Source organism: Pseudomonas sp. SWRI99, from assembly GCF_014270125.1.
Classification (GTDB): domain Bacteria; phylum Pseudomonadota; class Gammaproteobacteria; order Pseudomonadales; family Pseudomonadaceae; genus Aquipseudomonas; species Aquipseudomonas hamedanensis.
On sequence record NZ_JABWQR010000042.1, the window covers coordinates 11,743 to 28,322 of the forward strand.

Sequence of the window (16,580 nt, forward strand, 5' to 3'; positions counted from 1 at the left end):
ACTCGACAGCCTGACCACATCCAAAGAGGGTGCATTCAATGTCCCAAGAATTCGATTACATCATCATCGGTGCCGGCTCGGCCGGTAACACCCTGGCGACCCGTCTGACTGAAGACGAAGGCGTCACCGTGCTGCTGCTTGAAGCCGGTGGCCCGGATTACCGCCTCGACTTCCGCACGCAAATGCCAGCCGCACTGGCCTTCCCGCTGCAGGGCCGTCGCTACAACTGGGCTTACGAAACCGATCCAGAGCCACACATGGACGGTCGTCGCATGGAGTGCGGTCGCGGCAAAGGCCTCGGCGGTTCTTCGCTGATCAACGGCATGTGCTACATCCGCGGCAACGCCATGGACTACGACGGCTGGGCGAAACTGCCGGGCCTGGAAGACTGGTCCTACCTCGACTGCCTGCCGTACTTCCGCAAAGCCGAAACCCGTGACATCGGCCCGAACGATTACCACGGTGGCGACGGCCCGGTCAGCGTGACCACGCCGAAAGCCGGCAATAATCCGCTGTTCCACGCCATGGTCGAAGCCGGCGTGCAAGCCGGCTATCCGCGCACCGAAGACTTGAACGGCTACCAGCAGGAAGGCTTCGGCCCGATGGACCGCACCGTAACGCCGAATGGCCGTCGTGCTTCCACCGCGCGTGGCTACCTCGACATCGCCAAGAAGCGCTCGACCCTGACCATCATCACCCATGCCCTGACCGACAAGATCCTGTTTGAAGGCAAGCGAGCGGTCGGCGTGCGTTACCTGATTGGCGACGCCGAAGAGCGCGTTGAAGCCAAGGCGCGCAAAGAAGTCCTGCTGTGCTCCGGCGCCATCGCCTCGCCGCAGATTCTGCAGCGCTCCGGGGTCGGCCCGGCGAAACTGCTGGAAAGCCTCGACATCCCGGTGGTTCACGACCTGCCGGGCGTGGGCGAAAACCTGCAGGATCACCTTGAGCTGTACCTGCAATACGCCTGCACCCAACCGGTCTCGCTGTACCCGTCGCTGCTCTGGTACAACCAGCCGGCGATCGGTGCCGAGTGGCTGTTCAACGGTACCGGCATCGGCGCCAGCAACCAGTTCGAGGCCGGCGGTTTCATCCGTTCGCGCCCGGAATTCGAATGGCCGAACATCCAGTACCACTTCCTGCCGGTGGCGATTAACTACAACGGCAGCAACGGTGTGAAAGAACATGGTTTCCAGGCGCACATGGGTTCCATGCGTTCGCCGAGCCGTGGTCGCATCCAGGTCAAATCCAAGGATCCACGCCAGCACCCGAGCATCCTGTTCAACTACATGGCCACCGAGCAGGACTGGCAGGAATTCCGCGACGGTATCCGCCTGACCCGGGAAATCATGCAACAGCCGGCACTGGACGCCTTTCGTGGCCGCGAAATCAGCCCGGGCATTGAAGTGCAAACCGATGAGCAGCTCGACAAGTTCATCCGCGAGCACGCCGAAACCGCGTTCCACCCGTCCTGTTCGTGCAAGATGGGCACCGACGAGATGGCCGTGGTCGATGGCGAAGGTCGTGTGCATGGCATGCAAAGCCTGCGCGTGGTCGATGCCTCGATCATGCCGATCATCACCACCGGCAACCTCAACGCGCCGACGATCATGATGGCCGAGAAAATCGCCGACAAGATCCGTGGCCGCAAGCCGCTGCCGCGCAGCAATGCGGCGTACTTCGTGGCAAACGGTGCGCCGGTGAAGGGCAAGCCGATGCGTGATATCACCCCGGTTACTCAGTAATCCAGTTACACCGCATCAAGGCTGATCGCGAGCAGGCTCACTCCTACAAGGATCTCCAGTGAACACAAACTCTGTGGACACTGACGATTAACTGTAGGAGTGAGCCTGCTCGCGATGAGGCCCTGCCATTCAGCACAAATCCCTCTGTTTCAAGTAAATCCCCCTACACCCCCTCTTCACTTGATCCTACCCCCACGCAGGCCTACTCTAGACCTCGCGCAACCGTTTCACCCCGCCCCGCCGTCGCTCTACCGCTTCCCCCTACAAGGAGGTTCCCGAATGTTCGATTTCCACCCCCAGCTCAAGCAGCGCTTCGCTGCCTTGCGCACGGGCGCTGAATTCTTTTCCCTGCGCTATGTGCGCGAATCCGGGCAGTACCTGTCGGTGCGCAAGAATGTCGCCGAACCGCCGAGCCTGAGCCGGGACGAAGGGGCGATGCTCACCGTGCGCGTCAATGGCGTCGAAGCCTACGCCGCGACCAACGACCTGTCGCAGCAAGGCCTGCAAGCGGCCCTCGAACGCGCCGAACAGCAAGCACGCCGGCTCAAGCCGCATGCCCTGCTCGACCTGCGCGAGCAACCGGTCTCAAGCGACCGCGCCGATTATTTTTCACCCAACCTGGAACAGCCCTTCCCGTCCCTGAGCGAATGCTTCGAACTGCTCGGTGCAGAGTCCGCCTCGGTGCCCAAGGACGAGCGCCTGGTCAATTGGCAGGTGAGCATCGGCATTACCCACGTCGAGCAGATTTATTTGAGCAGCGCCGGCGCCGAATTGCGCCAGGCCCAACGCTTCGTCTACCCGAGCCTCGACGTCACCGCCTACGACGGCAACGACAGCCAGACCCGCAGCCTGGGCCGTGAAAACTTCGGCCAACAGGGCGGCGCCGACGTGATCAGCCGTTGCGGCCTGGTCGGCGCCGGCCCGCAAGTCGCCGATCAGGCGCTGCAATTGCTGCTCGCCCCCAATACCCCGCAAGGCCCGCGCGATCTGTTGTTGATGCCGGACCAGATGATGTTGCAGATCCACGAGTCCATCGGCCATCCGCTGGAGCTCGACCGGATTTTGGGCGACGAGCGCAATTACGCCGGCACCAGTTTCGTCAAGACCAGCGATTTCGGCAGCCTGCAATACGGCTCAAACCTGCTTAACGTAACTTTCGATCCGGGCATTCCTGAAGAACTCGCCAGCTACGGCCATGACGACGACGGCACTGCGGCGAGCAAACAATTCCTGATTCGCGATGGCCTGCTGCTGCGCCCATTGGGCGGGGCGCTGTCGCAGTATCGCGCCGGCCTCGACGGCGTTGCCAACAGCCGCGCCTGCGGCTGGAACCGGCCGCCGATCGACCGCATGGCCAACCTCAATATCGAGCCGGGCGATCAGACGCTGGAGCAGATGATTGGCGGTATCGAACACGGCATTCTGATGAGCACCAACCGCTCGTGGTCGATTGATGATGCGCGCAACAAATTCCAGTTCGGCTGCGAATGGGGCCAGTTGATTGAGAAGGGTGAACTTAAAGGCGTGGTGAAAAATCCCAACTACCGGGCAATTTCCGCGCACTTCTGGAAAAGCCTGCGCGCGGTCGGCGACGCCAACACCGTCAAGGTGCTCGGCACACCGAACTGCGGCAAGGGCGAACCGAACCAGGTGATTCGCGTCGGCCATGCTTCGCCGGCCTGCGTATTCAGCAACATTGATGTGTTTGGGGGAGACGCCTGATGAACATTTCCAAGCGTCAGTCCGACGCCTTCAAGGTCATGGTCGACTGGCTGCGCGACAGTGTGCGCGAGCCGGAACAATTCACGCTCAGCTACGCCGCCGAAGCCTCGGCGTTCGTGCGCTTCAATCACGCCAAGGTGCGCCAGGCCGGGCAGGTGCAGCAGGCCAATGTCGGCTTGAAACTGATCAACGACGGTCGTCACGCCGACTTGCAGATCACCTTGTCCGGGGACCAGGAAGCCGATCTGCAACGTCTTGCCGAAGGCCTGCAACAACTGCGCGAAACCCTGCCATTGCTGCCGCAGGATCCGTATCTGCTGCTCAATCACAACGGCTGGCAGAGCACGCATGTACAAGCGCATCCGCTGCCGGACACCGAAGATGTCGTGGCCCAAATCTGCGCGGCCGCTGAAGGTCTGGATTTGGTCGGTTTTTACGCGGCCGGCCCGATCAGCCGGGGTTTCGCCAGTTCGGCGGGTGCGTTTGGCTGGCATGAGGCCAACAGTTTCAATTTCGACTTCAGTCTGTTTCACGAAAACGGCGAAGCGGTGAAAGCCAGCTACGCCGGCCACGACTGGAGCGATGAAGGTTTCGCCAGGCGTTTCGCTCAGGCACGCGAGCAACTTGAGTTCCTCGGTCGACCGTTACGCACCTTGGCGCCAGGTCAGTACCGCGCCTATCTGGCACCGGCAGCGCTGGAAGAAATCATGGGCATGCTCAGTTGGGGCGGCTTCTCGGCGCAGTCGATCGCCAGCAAGAGCAGTCCGTTGCAGAAACTGTATGTCGGCGATCAGGCGTTCAGCCCGTTGGTGTCGCTGGATGAAAAGGTCAGTGAATCGCTAAGCCCGGCGTTTTCCGCCGAAGGTTATCCGCGCAGCGATCTGCGCCTGATCATCGAAGGCCAGGCCGGCGATCAACTGGTCGGTTCGCGCAGTGCGGCCGAATACGGTTTGGCGGCCAACGGCGCGGGCGGCGGCGAAATGCCCAGTGCGTTGAACATGGCGGCCGGTGATCTGTCGCAAGAACAGATATTGAAAGAGCTGGGCACCGGGCTGTACATCAGCAACCTGTGGTACCTGAACTACTCGGATCAACCGGCGGCGCGCATGACCGGCATGACCCGCTTCGCGACCTTCTGGGTCGAGAACGGCGAGATCCAGGCACCGGTCAGCACCATGCGTTTCGACGATAGCGCCTACAGCCTGCTCGGTTCGCAGCTTGAGGCGCTGACCACGGAGCGCGAATTGCTGCTGTCGGCGAGTACCTACAGCCAGCGCAACACTTCGTCATCGCTGTTGCCGGGGGCGCTGGTCAGCCGACTGACCCTGACCCTGTAAGTCGCACCCCACCGAGGGGTGCACACTCAACTGTGGCGAGGGAGCTTGCTCCCGCTGGGTTGCGAAGCGACCCCAAAACCAGCCAACACGGTGTTTCAGTAGTTCCGCGTTGGCCTTATATACGACGGCTTCGCCGCCGAGCGGGAGCAAGCTCCCTCGCCACAGGGTTTCATTCAGAACGACAATCCGGATCAGCCATTCACAAGAGGTTCCATGCCCAACCGCCCGCCTCTCGACGCCATCACCGCCCGCTGGTTGCCGTGGGTCGTTGCCATTGCGTTTTTCATGCAGTCCCTCGACGGGACGATTCTCAACACCGCGCTGCCGGCCATGGCCAGCGATCTGGCCGAAGACCCGTTGCGCATGCAGGGCGTGATCATTGCCTACATGCTCACCGTGGCTCTGTTGATCCCGGCCTCAGGCTGGATCGCCGACCGCTTCGGCACCAAGAAAATCTTCTTCGGCGCAATTCTGCTGTTCAGCTTCGGCTCGCTGCTGTGCGCCTTGTCCAGCAGCCTGAGCATGCTGATCGGTGCACGGGTGATTCAGGGCCTCGGCGGTGCGCTGATGTTGCCGGTCGGGCGGTTGGTGGTATTGCGCGCCTATCCGCGCTCGGAACTGGTGCGGATCATGGGTTTCATCACCATCCCCGGCCTGCTCGGCCCGCTGATTGGTCCGACCATGGGCGGCTGGATGGTCGAATACCTGACGTGGCACTGGATCTTCCTGATCAATCTGCCGGTCGGGGTGATCGGTTGTTACGCGGTGTGGAAATTCATTCCCGACCTGCGCGGCACTGAGCGCACGCGCTTCGATAGCTTGGGCTTCCTGCTGTTTGGTGCGGCGATGATCTTGATCACCATCGCCATGGAAGGCCTCGGCGAACTGCACTTGCCACACCTGCGGGTGATGTTGCTGCTGTTCGCCGGCATGGCCTGTCTGGCGGCGTACTGGTTGCGCGCCGGGCATATCGAGAATCCGCTGTTCGCGCCGTCGCTGTTCAAGACCCGCACCTTTGCCGTCGGCATTCTCGGCAACCTGTTCGCGCGGCTGGGCAGCGGCGCCCTGCCGTTTCTGGTGCCGTTGCTGCTGCAAGTGGCCTTGGGCTATTCGCCGTCCCAGGCCGGCATGAGCATGTTGCCGCTGGCCGCTGCGGCGATGGTTGCCAAGTGGGTCGCGCGACCGCTGATCGAACGCCTCGGCTACCGCATCGTGCTCACCGGCAACACCCTGGCGCTGGGGATCATGCTGGCGAGCATGGGTCTGGTCAGCGAGCAGACGCCGTACTGGCTGCTGTTGTGCCTGCTGGCGGTGCTGGGGGCAATCAACTCGCTGCAATTCACGGCGATGAACACCGTGACGCTGATCGACCTTGACGATGCCAGCGCCAGCAGCGGCAACAGCTTGCTGTCGGTGGTGGCGCAGTTGTCGCTGAGCCTCGGCGTGGCGTGTGCCGGTGCGCTGCTCGGCGGCTTCACCGCCAAGGTCGGCAACGATGGCGTGGAAACCGTACTCGGTGCGTTCCAGTTGACCTTTGTCACAGTCGGCATCATGGCCATGCTCGCCGCGACGATTTTCTCGCAGCTGTCGAAGGAAGACGGCCGCCGCGCCAAGCGTCCTGAAGAGCACATCGAGCACTGATTTGATGCTGGAGGGATTTTGTGGCGAGGGAGCTTGCTCCCGCTGGGTCGCGCAGCGCCCCCCGCGTTTGACTTGAAAAGCAGAGGGACTGCTGCGCAGTCCAGCGGGAGCAAGCTCCCTCGCCACAGGTTTGTTTGCAGTTCGCGATTCAATCGCTGTTCGTCCAGAACTGTCGAGGAAATCGTCACGGGGCTGCTACACTGCGCGACATTTTGTTTTGCAGGCCAGTCCCGTGACCACCATCGCCACCGCTTTTAATACTCTGCCGCTGTCCGCCGCCATGCTGGCTAACCTCGAATCACTCGGTTATGCCCAGATGACGCCGATCCAGGCGCAGAGCTTGCCGGTGATCCTCAAGGGGATGGACCTGATCGCCCAGGCCAAGACTGGCAGCGGCAAGACCGCCGCGTTCGGCATCGGTCTGCTCAACCCGATCAACCCGCGCTACTTCGGTTGCCAGGCGCTGGTGATCTGCCCGACCCGCGAGCTGGCCGACCAGGTCGCCAAGGAAGTTCGCCGTCTGGCCCGTGCCGAAGACAACATCAAGGTCCTGACCCTGTGCGGCGGCGTGTCGTTCGGTCCGCAGATCGCTTCGCTGGAGCACGGCGCGCACATCATCGTCGGCACCCCGGGGCGCATTCAGCAGCACCTGCGCAAGGGTTCGCTGGTGCTCGATGGCCTGAACACGCTGATTCTCGACGAAGCCGACCGCATGCTCGACATGGGTTTCTACGACGCCATCGAAGACATCATCATCAAGACCCCGGAGCGCCGTCAGACCTTGCTGTTCTCCGCGACGTACCCGGTGGGCATCAAGCAACTGGCGTCGAAGTTCATGCGCGACCCGCAGACCGTCAAGGCTGAAGCCTTCCATGACGACACGCAGATCGAGCAGCGCTTCTACGAGATTTCCCCGGAAGAACGCATGAGCGCGGTGACCAAAGTCCTGCACCATTTCCGTCCGGCGTCCTGCGTGGCGTTCTGCTTCACCAAGCAACAGGTGCAGGAAACCGTCGATCACCTGACCGCCAAAGGCATTTCCGCGGTCGGCCTGCACGGCGATCTGGAACAGCGCGATCGCGATCAAGTGCTGGCGATGTTTGCCAACCGCAGCACCTCGGTACTGGTTGCCACCGACGTTGCCGCCCGTGGTCTGGACATCGATGCGCTGGACATGGTGATCAACGTCGAGCTGGCGCGCGATTCGGAAATCCACATTCACCGCGTCGGCCGTACCGGTCGTGCGGGCGAGAAAGGCATTGCCATCAGCCTCGTCGCGCCGTCCGAAGCACACCGTGCGCAAGCCATCGAACAATTGCAGAAAGCGCCGCTGAACTGGGACCAGATCGACAATCTGAAATCCCAGGGTCTGGCACCGCTGCAACCGCCGATGACCACCCTGTGCATCGGCGCCGGCCGCAAGGACAAAGTGCGTCCGGGCGACATTCTCGGCGCGCTCACAGGCGAAGCCGGCATTCCCGGCGCTCAGGTTGGCAAGATTGCGATCTTCGATTTCCAGGCTTTCGTGGCCGTGGAACGCACCGTCGCCATGCAGGCCTTGCAGCGCTTGAACGACGGCAAGATCAAGGGCCGTTCGTTGCGGGTGCGCATTCTCTGACAATATTTGGATGAACTGTGGCGAGGGAGCTTGCTCCCGCCGGGCTGCGAAGCGGCCCCCTCAATCTGTCAGCCACACCGAGATTGCAGGAATGACGACTGCTTCGCAGCCGAGCGGGAGCAAGCTCCCTCGCCACACAAGCTCTCCCCGTTTGAGTGATATTTCCGAGGACACCGTTTTGCGCTCTACCGAAGTCGTGATCATTGGCGCTGGCGCCGCCGGCTTGATGTGTGCCCTGACCGCCGCCGGGCGTGGGCGCGAAGTGTTGTTGCTCGACCATGCGAACAAGGCCGGCAAGAAGATCCTCATGTCGGGCGGTGGCCGCTGCAATTTCACCAACATGTACACCGAGCCGAGCAATTTCCTTTCGCAGAATCCGCATTTCTGCAAATCGGCACTGGCGCGTTACACCCAGTGGGACTTTATCGGTCTGGTCGGCAAACACGGCGTGCCGTACCACGAGAAGAAACTCGGCCAGCTGTTCTGCGATAACAAATCCAGCGACATCCTCGGCATGCTCCTTGACGAATGCGATCAGGCCGGCGTCGAGCTGCACCTGGACACCTCGATCCAGACCATCGAAAAAACCGACAGCGGTTATCTGCTCGACACCACCCTCGGTCAGGTTCAGTGCCAATCGCTGGTCATCGCCACTGGCGGCCTGTCGATTCCAACCCTGGGCGCGACCGGTTTCGGTTATCAGGTAGCGAAACAGTTCGGCCACGAACTGCTACCGACCCGCGCCGGCCTCGTGCCGTTCACCATCACCGATCAGCTCAAGGAGCTGTGCACCGAGCTGTCCGGCACCTCGGTGGATTGTCTGGTCAGTTGCAACGACCAGAGCTTCCGCGAAAACATCCTGTTCACACATCGCGGCCTCAGCGGCCCGGCGATCCTGCAGATTTCCTCGTTCTGGGAACCCGGCGACACGGTCGAGATCAACCTGCTGCCGGATCACGACGCCGCCACATGGCTGCAACAGCAAGTCGCCGAACGCCCGAACAGCGAGCTGAAAACCCTGCTTGGCGAAATCTTCACCAAGAAAATGGCCAATCTGCTGGCGGACAGCTGGCTTGTCTCCAAGCCGATGAAGCAGTACACCCACGCGGAACTGGCAGAGATTGCCGAGAAGCTCGGCAGCTGGAAGGTTGTCCCGGCGGGGACTGAAGGCTATCGCACCGCTGAAGTGACCCTGGGCGGCGTCGACACCCGTGAGGTCTCGTCCAAGACCATGGAATCGTTGAAAAGCCCCGGCCTGTATTTCATTGGTGAAGTGCTGGATGTCACTGGGCATCTGGGCGGGTTCAATTTTCAATGGGCCTGGGCCTCCGGTTACGCTGCTGCGCAGTACGCCTAACGCAGAACCCTGTAGGAGTGAGCCTGCTCGCGATAGCGGTGTATCAGTCGATGAATGCATTGGCTGACACACCGCTATCGCGAGCAGGCTCACTCCTACATTTGTCATGTGTGATGCAGTAAGGAACACTTTTTGCTGTCAGATGTGCTCGGCGCCATTGCGTCGGCGTCATTACTGGCTCAATTTAGCGGCATCGCCTCGGAAGGCCATCGCACTTCATGTCCTCGACCTCGTTTCGTCAGTCTTTGCGGCGCCTGTGGGCGCTGGATAAATTCAGCTACAGCGTGCGGGTATTCATCGCCCTGACCGGCAGCATGGCGCTGTGTTGGTATCAGGATGAAATGGGCCTGCTGATCCCGTTATTCCTGGGAATCATCGCCAGCGCCCTGGCCGAGACCGACGACAGTTGGCAGGGTCGCCTCAATGCGCTGGCAGTGACGCTGGTGTGTTTCAGCATCGCCGCGCTGTCGGTGGAGCTGCTCTTCCCCTACCCGATCATTTTTGCCGTGGCCCTGGCACTGGCCAGTTTCGGCCTGACCATGCTCGGTGCGCTGGGCGAACGTTATGGGGCGATTGCCTCGGCGACGCTGATCCTCTCGGTGTACACGATGATCGGCGTCGACCAGCGTGGCGGCGCGGTCACTGACTTCTGGCATGAACCGATGCTGCTGGTGGCCGGCGCGGCGTGGTACGGCCTGCTGTCGGTGCTGTGGCAGGCGCTGTTTTCCAATCAGCCGGTGCAGCAGAGCCTGGCGCGGTTGTTCCGTGAGCTGGGTTTTTACCTGAAGCTGAAATCCTCGCTGTTCGAGCCGATCCGGCAAATGGACGTCGAGGCTCGACGTCTCGAATTGGCGCAACAGAACGGGCGCGTGGTCGCCGCGCTCAATACGGCCAAGGAAATCATTCTGCACCGGGTCGGCAACGGCCGCCCCGGCTCGAAAGTCAGCCGCTACCTCAAGCTGTACTTCCTCGCACAGGACATTCACGAACGCGCCAGCTCATCGCACTATCCCTACAACGCGTTGGCCGAGGCGTTCTTTCACAGCGATGTGCTGTTCCGCTGCCAGCGTCTGCTGCGCCAGCAAGGCAAGGCCTGTCGTGCGCTGGCCGAATCGATTCAGATGCGCCAGCCGTTCACCTACGACGCCAGTTTTGCCGAAGCCCTGAGCGACCTCGACGCTTCCCTTGAACACCTGCGCATCCAGAGCAACCCGGCGTGGCGCGGCCTGCTGCGCTCGCTGCGCGCACTGGCGACCAACCTCGGCACCCTCGACCGTCTGCTCAGCGACGCGAGCAACCCCGATGCCCTCGCCGACGCCACCGACAGCAGCTTGCTCGACCGCTCGCCGCGCAATCTCAAAGACGTATGGATTCGCCTGCGTACGCAACTGACGCCGACCTCATTGCTGTTCCGCCATGCCCTGCGCCTGCCACTGGCGCTGAGCATCGGCTACGGCATGGTGCATCTGATACACCCTTCGCAAGGCTACTGGATCATCCTCACCACGCTGTTCGTCTGCCAGCCGAATTACGGCGCGACGCGGCGCAAACTCGGCCAGCGGATTATCGGCACGGCAATCGGCCTGACCGTGGCGTGGGCATTGTTCGATCTGTTCCCCAACCCATTGGTGCAGTCATGTTTCGCCATCGCCGCCGGGGTAGTGTTCTTTACCAACCGCACCACCCGCTACACCCTCGCGACGGCGGCGATCACCATCATGGTGCTGTTCTGCTTCAATCAGGTGGGCGACGGTTACGGACTGTTCCTGCCACGATTGTTCGATACGTTGCTGGGCAGTCTGATTGCGGGGCTGGCGGTGTTCATGTTCCTGCCTGACTGGCAAGGTCGGCGCCTGAACAAAGTGCTGGCCAACACCCTGACCTGCAACAGCATTTATCTGCGCCAGATCATGCAGCAATACGCCGCCGGCAAAAGCGACAACCTCGCCTATCGACTGGCCCGCCGCAATGCGCACAACGCCGATGCGGCACTGTCGACGACACTGGCGAATATGCTCATGGAGCCAGGGCATTTCCGTAAGGAAGCCGATGTCGGCTTCCGCTTTCTGGTGCTGTCGCACACGCTGCTCAGCTACCTGTCGGGGCTGGGCGCGCATCGCGAGACGCAACTGCCGGCCGATGTGCGTGAACACTTGATCGAAGGCGCCGGGGCGAAACTGGCCGCCAGCATCGACGAGATCGCCCAAGGCCTGGCGAGCAAACAGCCGGTCGCGATTCAAAGCGATGAAGAGGAAGCACTGGCCAATGAGCTGGAGCAGATGCCCGATGAAATCGATGAGGGCCAGCGTCTGGTGCAAACGCAATTGGCGCTGATTTGTCGGCAGTTGGGGCCGTTGCGCACGTTGGCGGCGCATCTGATCAAGGAGGTCTAGCTACAAGCTACAAGCTACAAGCTACAAGCTACAAGCTGCAAGCTGCAAGCTGCAAGCTGCAAGCTAAACACTGCCCCTGCTTCTAACTTGTCGCTTGTCGCTTGCAGCTGCCTGCTCACATCCCGTGTCGTCGCAACAACTTCTCGTAAGTCCCGTCGGTCTTCATCTCGGCAATCGCCCGATCAAACCCGGCCACAATCTGCTCATGCTGCGGGTTCTTCAGGCTGACCAGGATATGCAGGCTGTTCTCACTCAACGGCTTGGGTAGAAACTCCACCGAGTTACGCACCTTGGCCGATTCCCGCGCCAGGTAGTATTTCGCTACGTACTCGTCTTCCAGCGTCAGCTTGACCCGATCCGCCGCGAGCATGCGCACGCCCATGGCGAAGTTATGCACAGGGACTTTCTGCAGCGCGGTGTCGGCATCGAACGGCGCCGAGTACGCATAACCACGCACGACCGCAATCGGATAAGTGTGCAGCTGTTGCAGATTGCTGTATTCGACCGGAGTGTCCTTGCGCTTGAGGAAGCGAATGCGGTTAGTCAGGTATTCGCCAGAGAACTGGCCGATCAGGGTGCGCTCGTCGTTGTACCAGGCGTTGACCAGCACGTCGTAACGCCCTTCGCCAATCCCCAGCAACGCCCGCGCCCAAGGCACTTGTTCATAACCGCTGGCATAGCCGGAGCGGGCCAGCGCAGTGCTGACAATGTCGGTGGCCAGGCCACCGTTGACCAGCGCGTCGTCGGTAAAGGGCGGCCAATTATCGAACACCAGCCGCAGCTTCTGCGCCGCAGCGCTCTGGGCCAGCAGCAACAATCCGATCAAAGCAACGACTTGCAGCAATCGCAGCATGCTTGAACATCCTCAGCGGGCATCTGCCCGACGTGTCTTCACGTCAAAATCCAAGGCCCCTTACCGGCAAAACCCAAGCGTTGAACATTAGCTCATGCAAGCCGGTGCGCAGTGCTCACCAGCAGATTACACAAAGTCGGCATGACTGCGCGAAAGGAATGATGGCATTTTGACCTTTGTCCCCGACGCTTACGCCATACAGACATCTTCGGCGAGTGCGCTTAGTATCGGCCGACACGTTCAAGGAATCGAAAAATGACTATCGAGTGGATCTGCAAACATCACAGCGATCTGGGCAAAGAGCAGCTTTACGCGATTTTGAAGCTACGCTCGGACGTGTTTGTGGTGGAACAGAAATGCGCCTACCCGGATCTCGACGGTCAGGATCTTGAGGGCGACACCCACCACCTGATGGGATGGGAGGATGATCAGTTGATGGCTTACCTGCGCCTTCTGGATCCGGAGTCCCAGGGCGGTGACGTCGTCATCGGCCGCGTGATCACCGCGCCTGCCGGTCGCGGCAAAGGGCTGGGGCACGCGATGATGGAGCAGGCGCTGAAACAGGCCGAGAAGCACTGGCCGCAGGTGCCGATCTTTCTGTCGGCACAGGCGCATTTGCAGGGGTATTACGGTCGCTACGGGTTTGTCGTAGCGGGTGAGGAGTATCTGGAAGATGGCATCCCGCATATAGGCATGCGTCGTTCTTGAGGGCCCTTTCGCGAGCAAGCCCGCTCCCACATTTTGACCGGATTTTTCTGAAGAACTCGGTCTACTGTGGGAGCGGGCTTGCTCGCGAAGGCGTCAGCCCGATCACCGCGGGACTCAGGGATATTCGAGGACAGCCTTTATCTGCCGCAAATTCTGCTCTATCCACCCTCGATCAATCGCCCCCCACTCACGAATCCGATAGCGCCCGGCATGGTTGCGCGCGCCCTCCTCCTGCTCGAATTCACAGACAATATCCAGATCGGCCAGCGCAGCGATGGTGTCCTGCGCCGTGCGCCGGGGCATGCCAGTGACTTCGATCAACGCGGGCACACTCGGCGCCAGGCCGCTGTCGATCAGCCAGGCCACGTACAAACGACGGTAGAAACTGCTTTTGGTCTTGCTGACGTCCATCCACACCTTCCTGATTGGTCAAGCCTGCATATCGCGCCACGTCAGGTAAACGCGCAGATCGAACTCGATCTGGTGATACCCCGGCAGCATGTGTTCGCACAGCTTATAAAACGCCTTGTTGTGATCCGACTCTTTAAAGTGCGCCAGTTCGTGCACGACGATCATTTTCAGAAAATCCGGCGCGGCATCCTTGAACAGCGAAGCGATGCGGATTTCCTTATTGGCCTTGAGCTTGCCACCCTGCACCCGCGAGACCGTGGTATGCAGACCCAGCGCACGGTGGGTCAGGTCGAGGCGGTTGTCGAACAGGACCTTGTCGATGGCTGGGGCGTTGCGCATGTACTGCTGTTTGAGATCCAGTGCGTAGCTGTACAACGCCTTGTCGCTCTGCACGTCATGCCGCCCTGAATAGCGTTGATCCAGATAGTCACCCAGGCGCCCCTCGGTGATCAGTTGACGCACCTGATCCTGCAAACGCTCGGGATAGGCCTGGAGGTACTTCAATACAGTCATGGACGGGCAGCACGGTTCGAAAAAAGGTGCGCCAGTGTAGCGAATTCAGCCGGGCACTGCGCTCCAGTCAAACGGCTCGACGAAGCGAGCGGCGTCTTCGGCCATCAACGGACGCGCGACCAGGAAACCCTGCACATATTCGCAGCCATGGGCTTGCAGCCAGTGGTATTGCTCAAGGGTTTCGACCCCTTCGGCGATCACCAGCAAGCCGTATTGTCTGCACAGCGCGAGTACCGTACTGACCAGCGAAGCGTCTCTGGACGAATCAGGCAAGCGCGCGATCAGGCGACGGTCGAGCTTGAGCGTATCCAGTTCCAGATCGCGCAGATGCGCCAGCGAACACGGGCCGGAGCCGAAGTCATCGAGGGCCACGCGCACACCGAGATTGCGCAACAGACGCAGTTGCTTGCGGGTCTCGTCCGGGTTTTGCATCAGCGCCTCTTCGGTGATCTCCACCTCGAGCTGCCGGGGTTGCAAGGCGTGCCGCTCCATGACCTGGCGCAGCTCGGTGACCAGATTCGGCAGGCTGAACTGGGTGTTGCTCAAACTTACGCCAAGCACCAGATCTTCACCAAACAGCGATTCCCAGGCTTTGCGCTGGCCGGCGCCACGATGGTAAATCCAGCTACCGAGGCGACTGATCAACCGAGCCTCTTCCAGCAACGGCAGGAACAACCCCGGCGGCACATCGCCAACGCTCGGATGCTGCCAGCGCAACAAGGCCTCAAAGCCACGAATCACACCGCTGCCGATAGCCACCTGCGGCTGGTAGACCAGGTTAAAGTCACGATTGTCGATGGCGGCCCGCACGCTTTCTTCAAGCATCAGCCGCGAGCGCGCCCGGCCGTTCATTTCGGGGTCGTAGAAACGATACTGCTGACGCCCGGCCCGCTTGGCTTCGTACATGGCAATGTCGGAGGCGCGCAGCAAGCCATCGAGGTTCGAGCCGCAGTCCGGATACGTGGCGATGCCGATGCTGGCACCGAGCGCGATGTCCAGGCCTTCGATCTGCTGGCAGACCGATACCCGTTCGATGAGTTTCTCGGCGATTTTCGCCGCCTGCTCGGGAAACTCCAGGTCCAGCAGCGCGGTGAATTCATCGCCGCCCATGCGCGCCAGAATGTCGAATGGCCGCAGACAGGCTTTCAACTGTTCGGACACCCAGCGCAGGACGCGATCGCCGGCATCGTGACCGAGCGAATCATTGACCCGTTTGAAGCCGTCCAGATCCAGATACAAGAGTACCCAACTGCTGTCACTGCGCTCGCCGCGCAGCAGCAGATTCTCCACCGTTTGATAAAAACCACGGCGATTGAGCAAACCGGTCAGTGGATCGGTGACGGCCTGGAATTCGAGTTGCTGGTGCAGATGACGCACCACCGACATGTCCAGCACCGTCACCACCATGGCGTGTTGCTCCGCTGGCAACGCAGCGCAGGACAAGGCCACCGGCACCTGCTGACCAGGCGCGGTGCGCAGCAAGGCATCGTGCAGCCTCAGCGTCTCGCCACGCTTGTAGCTGGCATAAAAGTCGCAATCGGCCCACACCGGGATGTGCGGTTTCTGCAGATAATCAAGAAACTCCCGCCCTTCGAGCTCCCTCACCGGCGCATTGAGCAACCGTGAAATCGCCGGATTGGCAAAGCGGATCAGCCCGTCCTCAGCCAGCACCAGAATCCCTTCGGCCGCGTTATCCAACACCGAGGCGTTGAACGCACGGGCAACCTCCAGATCATGGCTCAAGCGCTGCAAGGCGCGGCGATTGCGCTGGTGCTCCAGCAGCGCTTGCACTTTCGGCTTGAGAATCTGCGGGTCGAAGGGTTTGAACAGATAATCCACGGCGCCGTTGGCGTAGCCCTTGATCACCGCGTCCTGGGATTGCTCATTGGCCGTCAGGAAAATAATCGGGGTCAGGCGCGTGCGCTGGCTGCCGCGCATCAGCCGTGCGACTTCAAAACCGTCCATGCCCGGCATCTGCACATCCAGCAGCACCAGGTCGACGTCGTGTTCGAGCAAAAGATTGAGCGCCTCGAAACCGGAGGCGGCGGTGATGACGTGCCAGTCCTGCCGCTGCAACAAGGCTCGCATGCTGATCAGGTTTTCGGGGTAATCGTCGACGATCAATAGGACCGATCTGCCTTCACCTGGCTGGGGTTGCGCGCATTCCATGCTGCTTCTCTTATCGGGACCGGTAGCCGGCAAAAACCATAAACATACTGAGCCTTCACTCTAGTCGTGGATCCGCTAAAGCAGAAGCTGTCATCCCGCCATCATTTCGCCAAAGT

Annotated in this window: 12 protein-coding genes; 8 read left to right on the forward strand and 4 right to left on the reverse strand. The window is 61.0% G+C overall.

The features are described 5' to 3' along the window. The first annotated feature begins 38 nt into the window (after window positions 1-38). The 7 genes from betA to yccS all read left to right on the forward strand — a co-directional run bounded on the left by betA (window position 39) and on the right by yccS (window position 11,810). Window positions 39-1,742 (forward strand): choline dehydrogenase, encoded by a 1,704-nt coding sequence (gene betA, locus HU743_RS25410; protein ID WP_186652015.1) that lies wholly within the window; start codon window positions 39-41, stop codon window positions 1,740-1,742. A gap of 279 nt (window positions 1,743-2,021) precedes the next feature. Further along, a complete protein-coding gene (locus HU743_RS25415; RefSeq protein ID WP_186549277.1) occupies window positions 2,022-3,464 on the forward strand; it encodes a TldD/PmbA family protein in 1,443 nt (480 codons plus the stop codon). Continuing rightward, window positions 3,464-4,801 (forward strand): TldD/PmbA family protein, encoded by a 1,338-nt coding sequence (locus HU743_RS25420; RefSeq protein WP_186652017.1) that lies wholly within the window; start codon window positions 3,464-3,466, stop codon window positions 4,799-4,801. Before HU743_RS25415 ends, HU743_RS25420 begins: the two co-directional genes overlap by 1 nt. Window positions 4,802-5,014: 213 nt before the next feature. Further along, entirely contained in the window at window positions 5,015-6,442 is a 1,428-nt protein-coding gene (gene mdtD / locus HU743_RS25425; RefSeq protein WP_186549281.1) for a multidrug transporter subunit MdtD, read from the forward strand. A gap of 232 nt (window positions 6,443-6,674) precedes the next feature. Beyond that, the gene (gene dbpA / locus HU743_RS25430; protein ID WP_186549283.1) at window positions 6,675-8,060 is read left to right on the forward strand and encodes an ATP-dependent RNA helicase DbpA; all 1,386 of its coding nucleotides are present in this window, start codon (window positions 6,675-6,677) and stop codon (window positions 8,058-8,060) included. 178 nt (window positions 8,061-8,238) lie between these two features. Further along, window positions 8,239-9,417 (forward strand): NAD(P)/FAD-dependent oxidoreductase, encoded by a 1,179-nt coding sequence (locus HU743_RS25435; RefSeq protein WP_186652019.1) that lies wholly within the window; start codon window positions 8,239-8,241, stop codon window positions 9,415-9,417. A gap of 218 nt (window positions 9,418-9,635) precedes the next feature. Then, window positions 9,636-11,810 (forward strand): YccS family putative transporter, encoded by a 2,175-nt coding sequence (yccS, locus tag HU743_RS25440; RefSeq protein WP_186652021.1) that lies wholly within the window; start codon window positions 9,636-9,638, stop codon window positions 11,808-11,810. A gap of 115 nt (window positions 11,811-11,925) precedes the next feature. On the opposite strand, the gene HU743_RS25445 is transcribed toward yccS, so the two are convergent. Next, window positions 11,926-12,663, reverse strand: a complete 738-nt coding sequence (locus HU743_RS25445) for a transporter substrate-binding domain-containing protein (RefSeq protein ID WP_186631599.1) — start codon at window positions 12,661-12,663, stop codon at window positions 11,926-11,928. Between the two features lie 255 nt (window positions 12,664-12,918). Here HU743_RS25445 and HU743_RS25450 point away from each other — a divergent pair, with 255 nt between their 5' ends. Next, window positions 12,919-13,371, forward strand: coding sequence for a GNAT family N-acetyltransferase (locus HU743_RS25450; protein ID WP_186652023.1), 453 nt, complete (start codon window positions 12,919-12,921; stop codon window positions 13,369-13,371). 114 nt (window positions 13,372-13,485) lie between these two features. Here the strand turns inward: HU743_RS25450 and HU743_RS25455 are convergent, their stop codons facing one another. Genes HU743_RS25455 through HU743_RS25465 form a run of 3 tightly spaced genes read right to left on the reverse strand, consistent with a single transcriptional unit; the run spans window position 13,486 to window position 16,464 of the window. Then, a complete protein-coding gene (locus tag HU743_RS25455) occupies window positions 13,486-13,782 on the reverse strand; it encodes a winged helix-turn-helix domain-containing protein (protein WP_186652025.1) in 297 nt (98 codons plus the stop codon). A gap of 18 nt (window positions 13,783-13,800) precedes the next feature. Next, complete coding sequence (locus HU743_RS25460; RefSeq protein WP_186652027.1) at window positions 13,801-14,295, reverse strand: M48 family metallopeptidase; 495 nt, start codon at window positions 14,293-14,295, stop codon at window positions 13,801-13,803. A gap of 45 nt (window positions 14,296-14,340) precedes the next feature. Then, window positions 14,341-16,464 (reverse strand): EAL domain-containing protein, encoded by a 2,124-nt coding sequence (locus HU743_RS25465; protein WP_186631607.1) that lies wholly within the window; start codon window positions 16,462-16,464, stop codon window positions 14,341-14,343. Window positions 16,465-16,580 lie beyond the last annotated feature (116 nt).

Excerpts from the sequence above, each read along its gene's own strand:
- betA (WP_186652015.1), top strand. The coding sequence starts at position 39 with ATGTCCCAAGAATTCGATTACATCATCATCGGTGCCGGCTCGGCCGGT.
- HU743_RS25415 (WP_186549277.1), top strand. The coding sequence starts at position 2,022 with ATGTTCGATTTCCACCCCCAGCTCAAGCAGCGCTTCGCTGCCTTGCGC.
- HU743_RS25420 (WP_186652017.1), top strand. The coding sequence starts at position 3,464 with ATGAACATTTCCAAGCGTCAGTCCGACGCCTTCAAGGTCATGGTCGAC.
- mdtD (WP_186549281.1), top strand. The coding sequence starts at position 5,015 with ATGCCCAACCGCCCGCCTCTCGACGCCATCACCGCCCGCTGGTTGCCG.
- yccS (WP_186652021.1), top strand. The coding sequence starts at position 9,636 with ATGTCCTCGACCTCGTTTCGTCAGTCTTTGCGGCGCCTGTGGGCGCTG.
- HU743_RS25445 (WP_186631599.1), bottom strand. The coding sequence starts at position 12,663 with ATGCTGCGATTGCTGCAAGTCGTTGCTTTGATCGGATTGTTGCTGCTG.
- HU743_RS25450 (WP_186652023.1), top strand. The coding sequence starts at position 12,919 with ATGACTATCGAGTGGATCTGCAAACATCACAGCGATCTGGGCAAAGAG.
- HU743_RS25455 (WP_186652025.1), bottom strand. The coding sequence starts at position 13,782 with ATGGACGTCAGCAAGACCAAAAGCAGTTTCTACCGTCGTTTGTACGTG.
- HU743_RS25460 (WP_186652027.1), bottom strand. The coding sequence starts at position 14,295 with ATGACTGTATTGAAGTACCTCCAGGCCTATCCCGAGCGTTTGCAGGAT.
- HU743_RS25465 (WP_186631607.1), bottom strand. The coding sequence starts at position 16,464 with ATGGAATGCGCGCAACCCCAGCCAGGTGAAGGCAGATCGGTCCTATTG.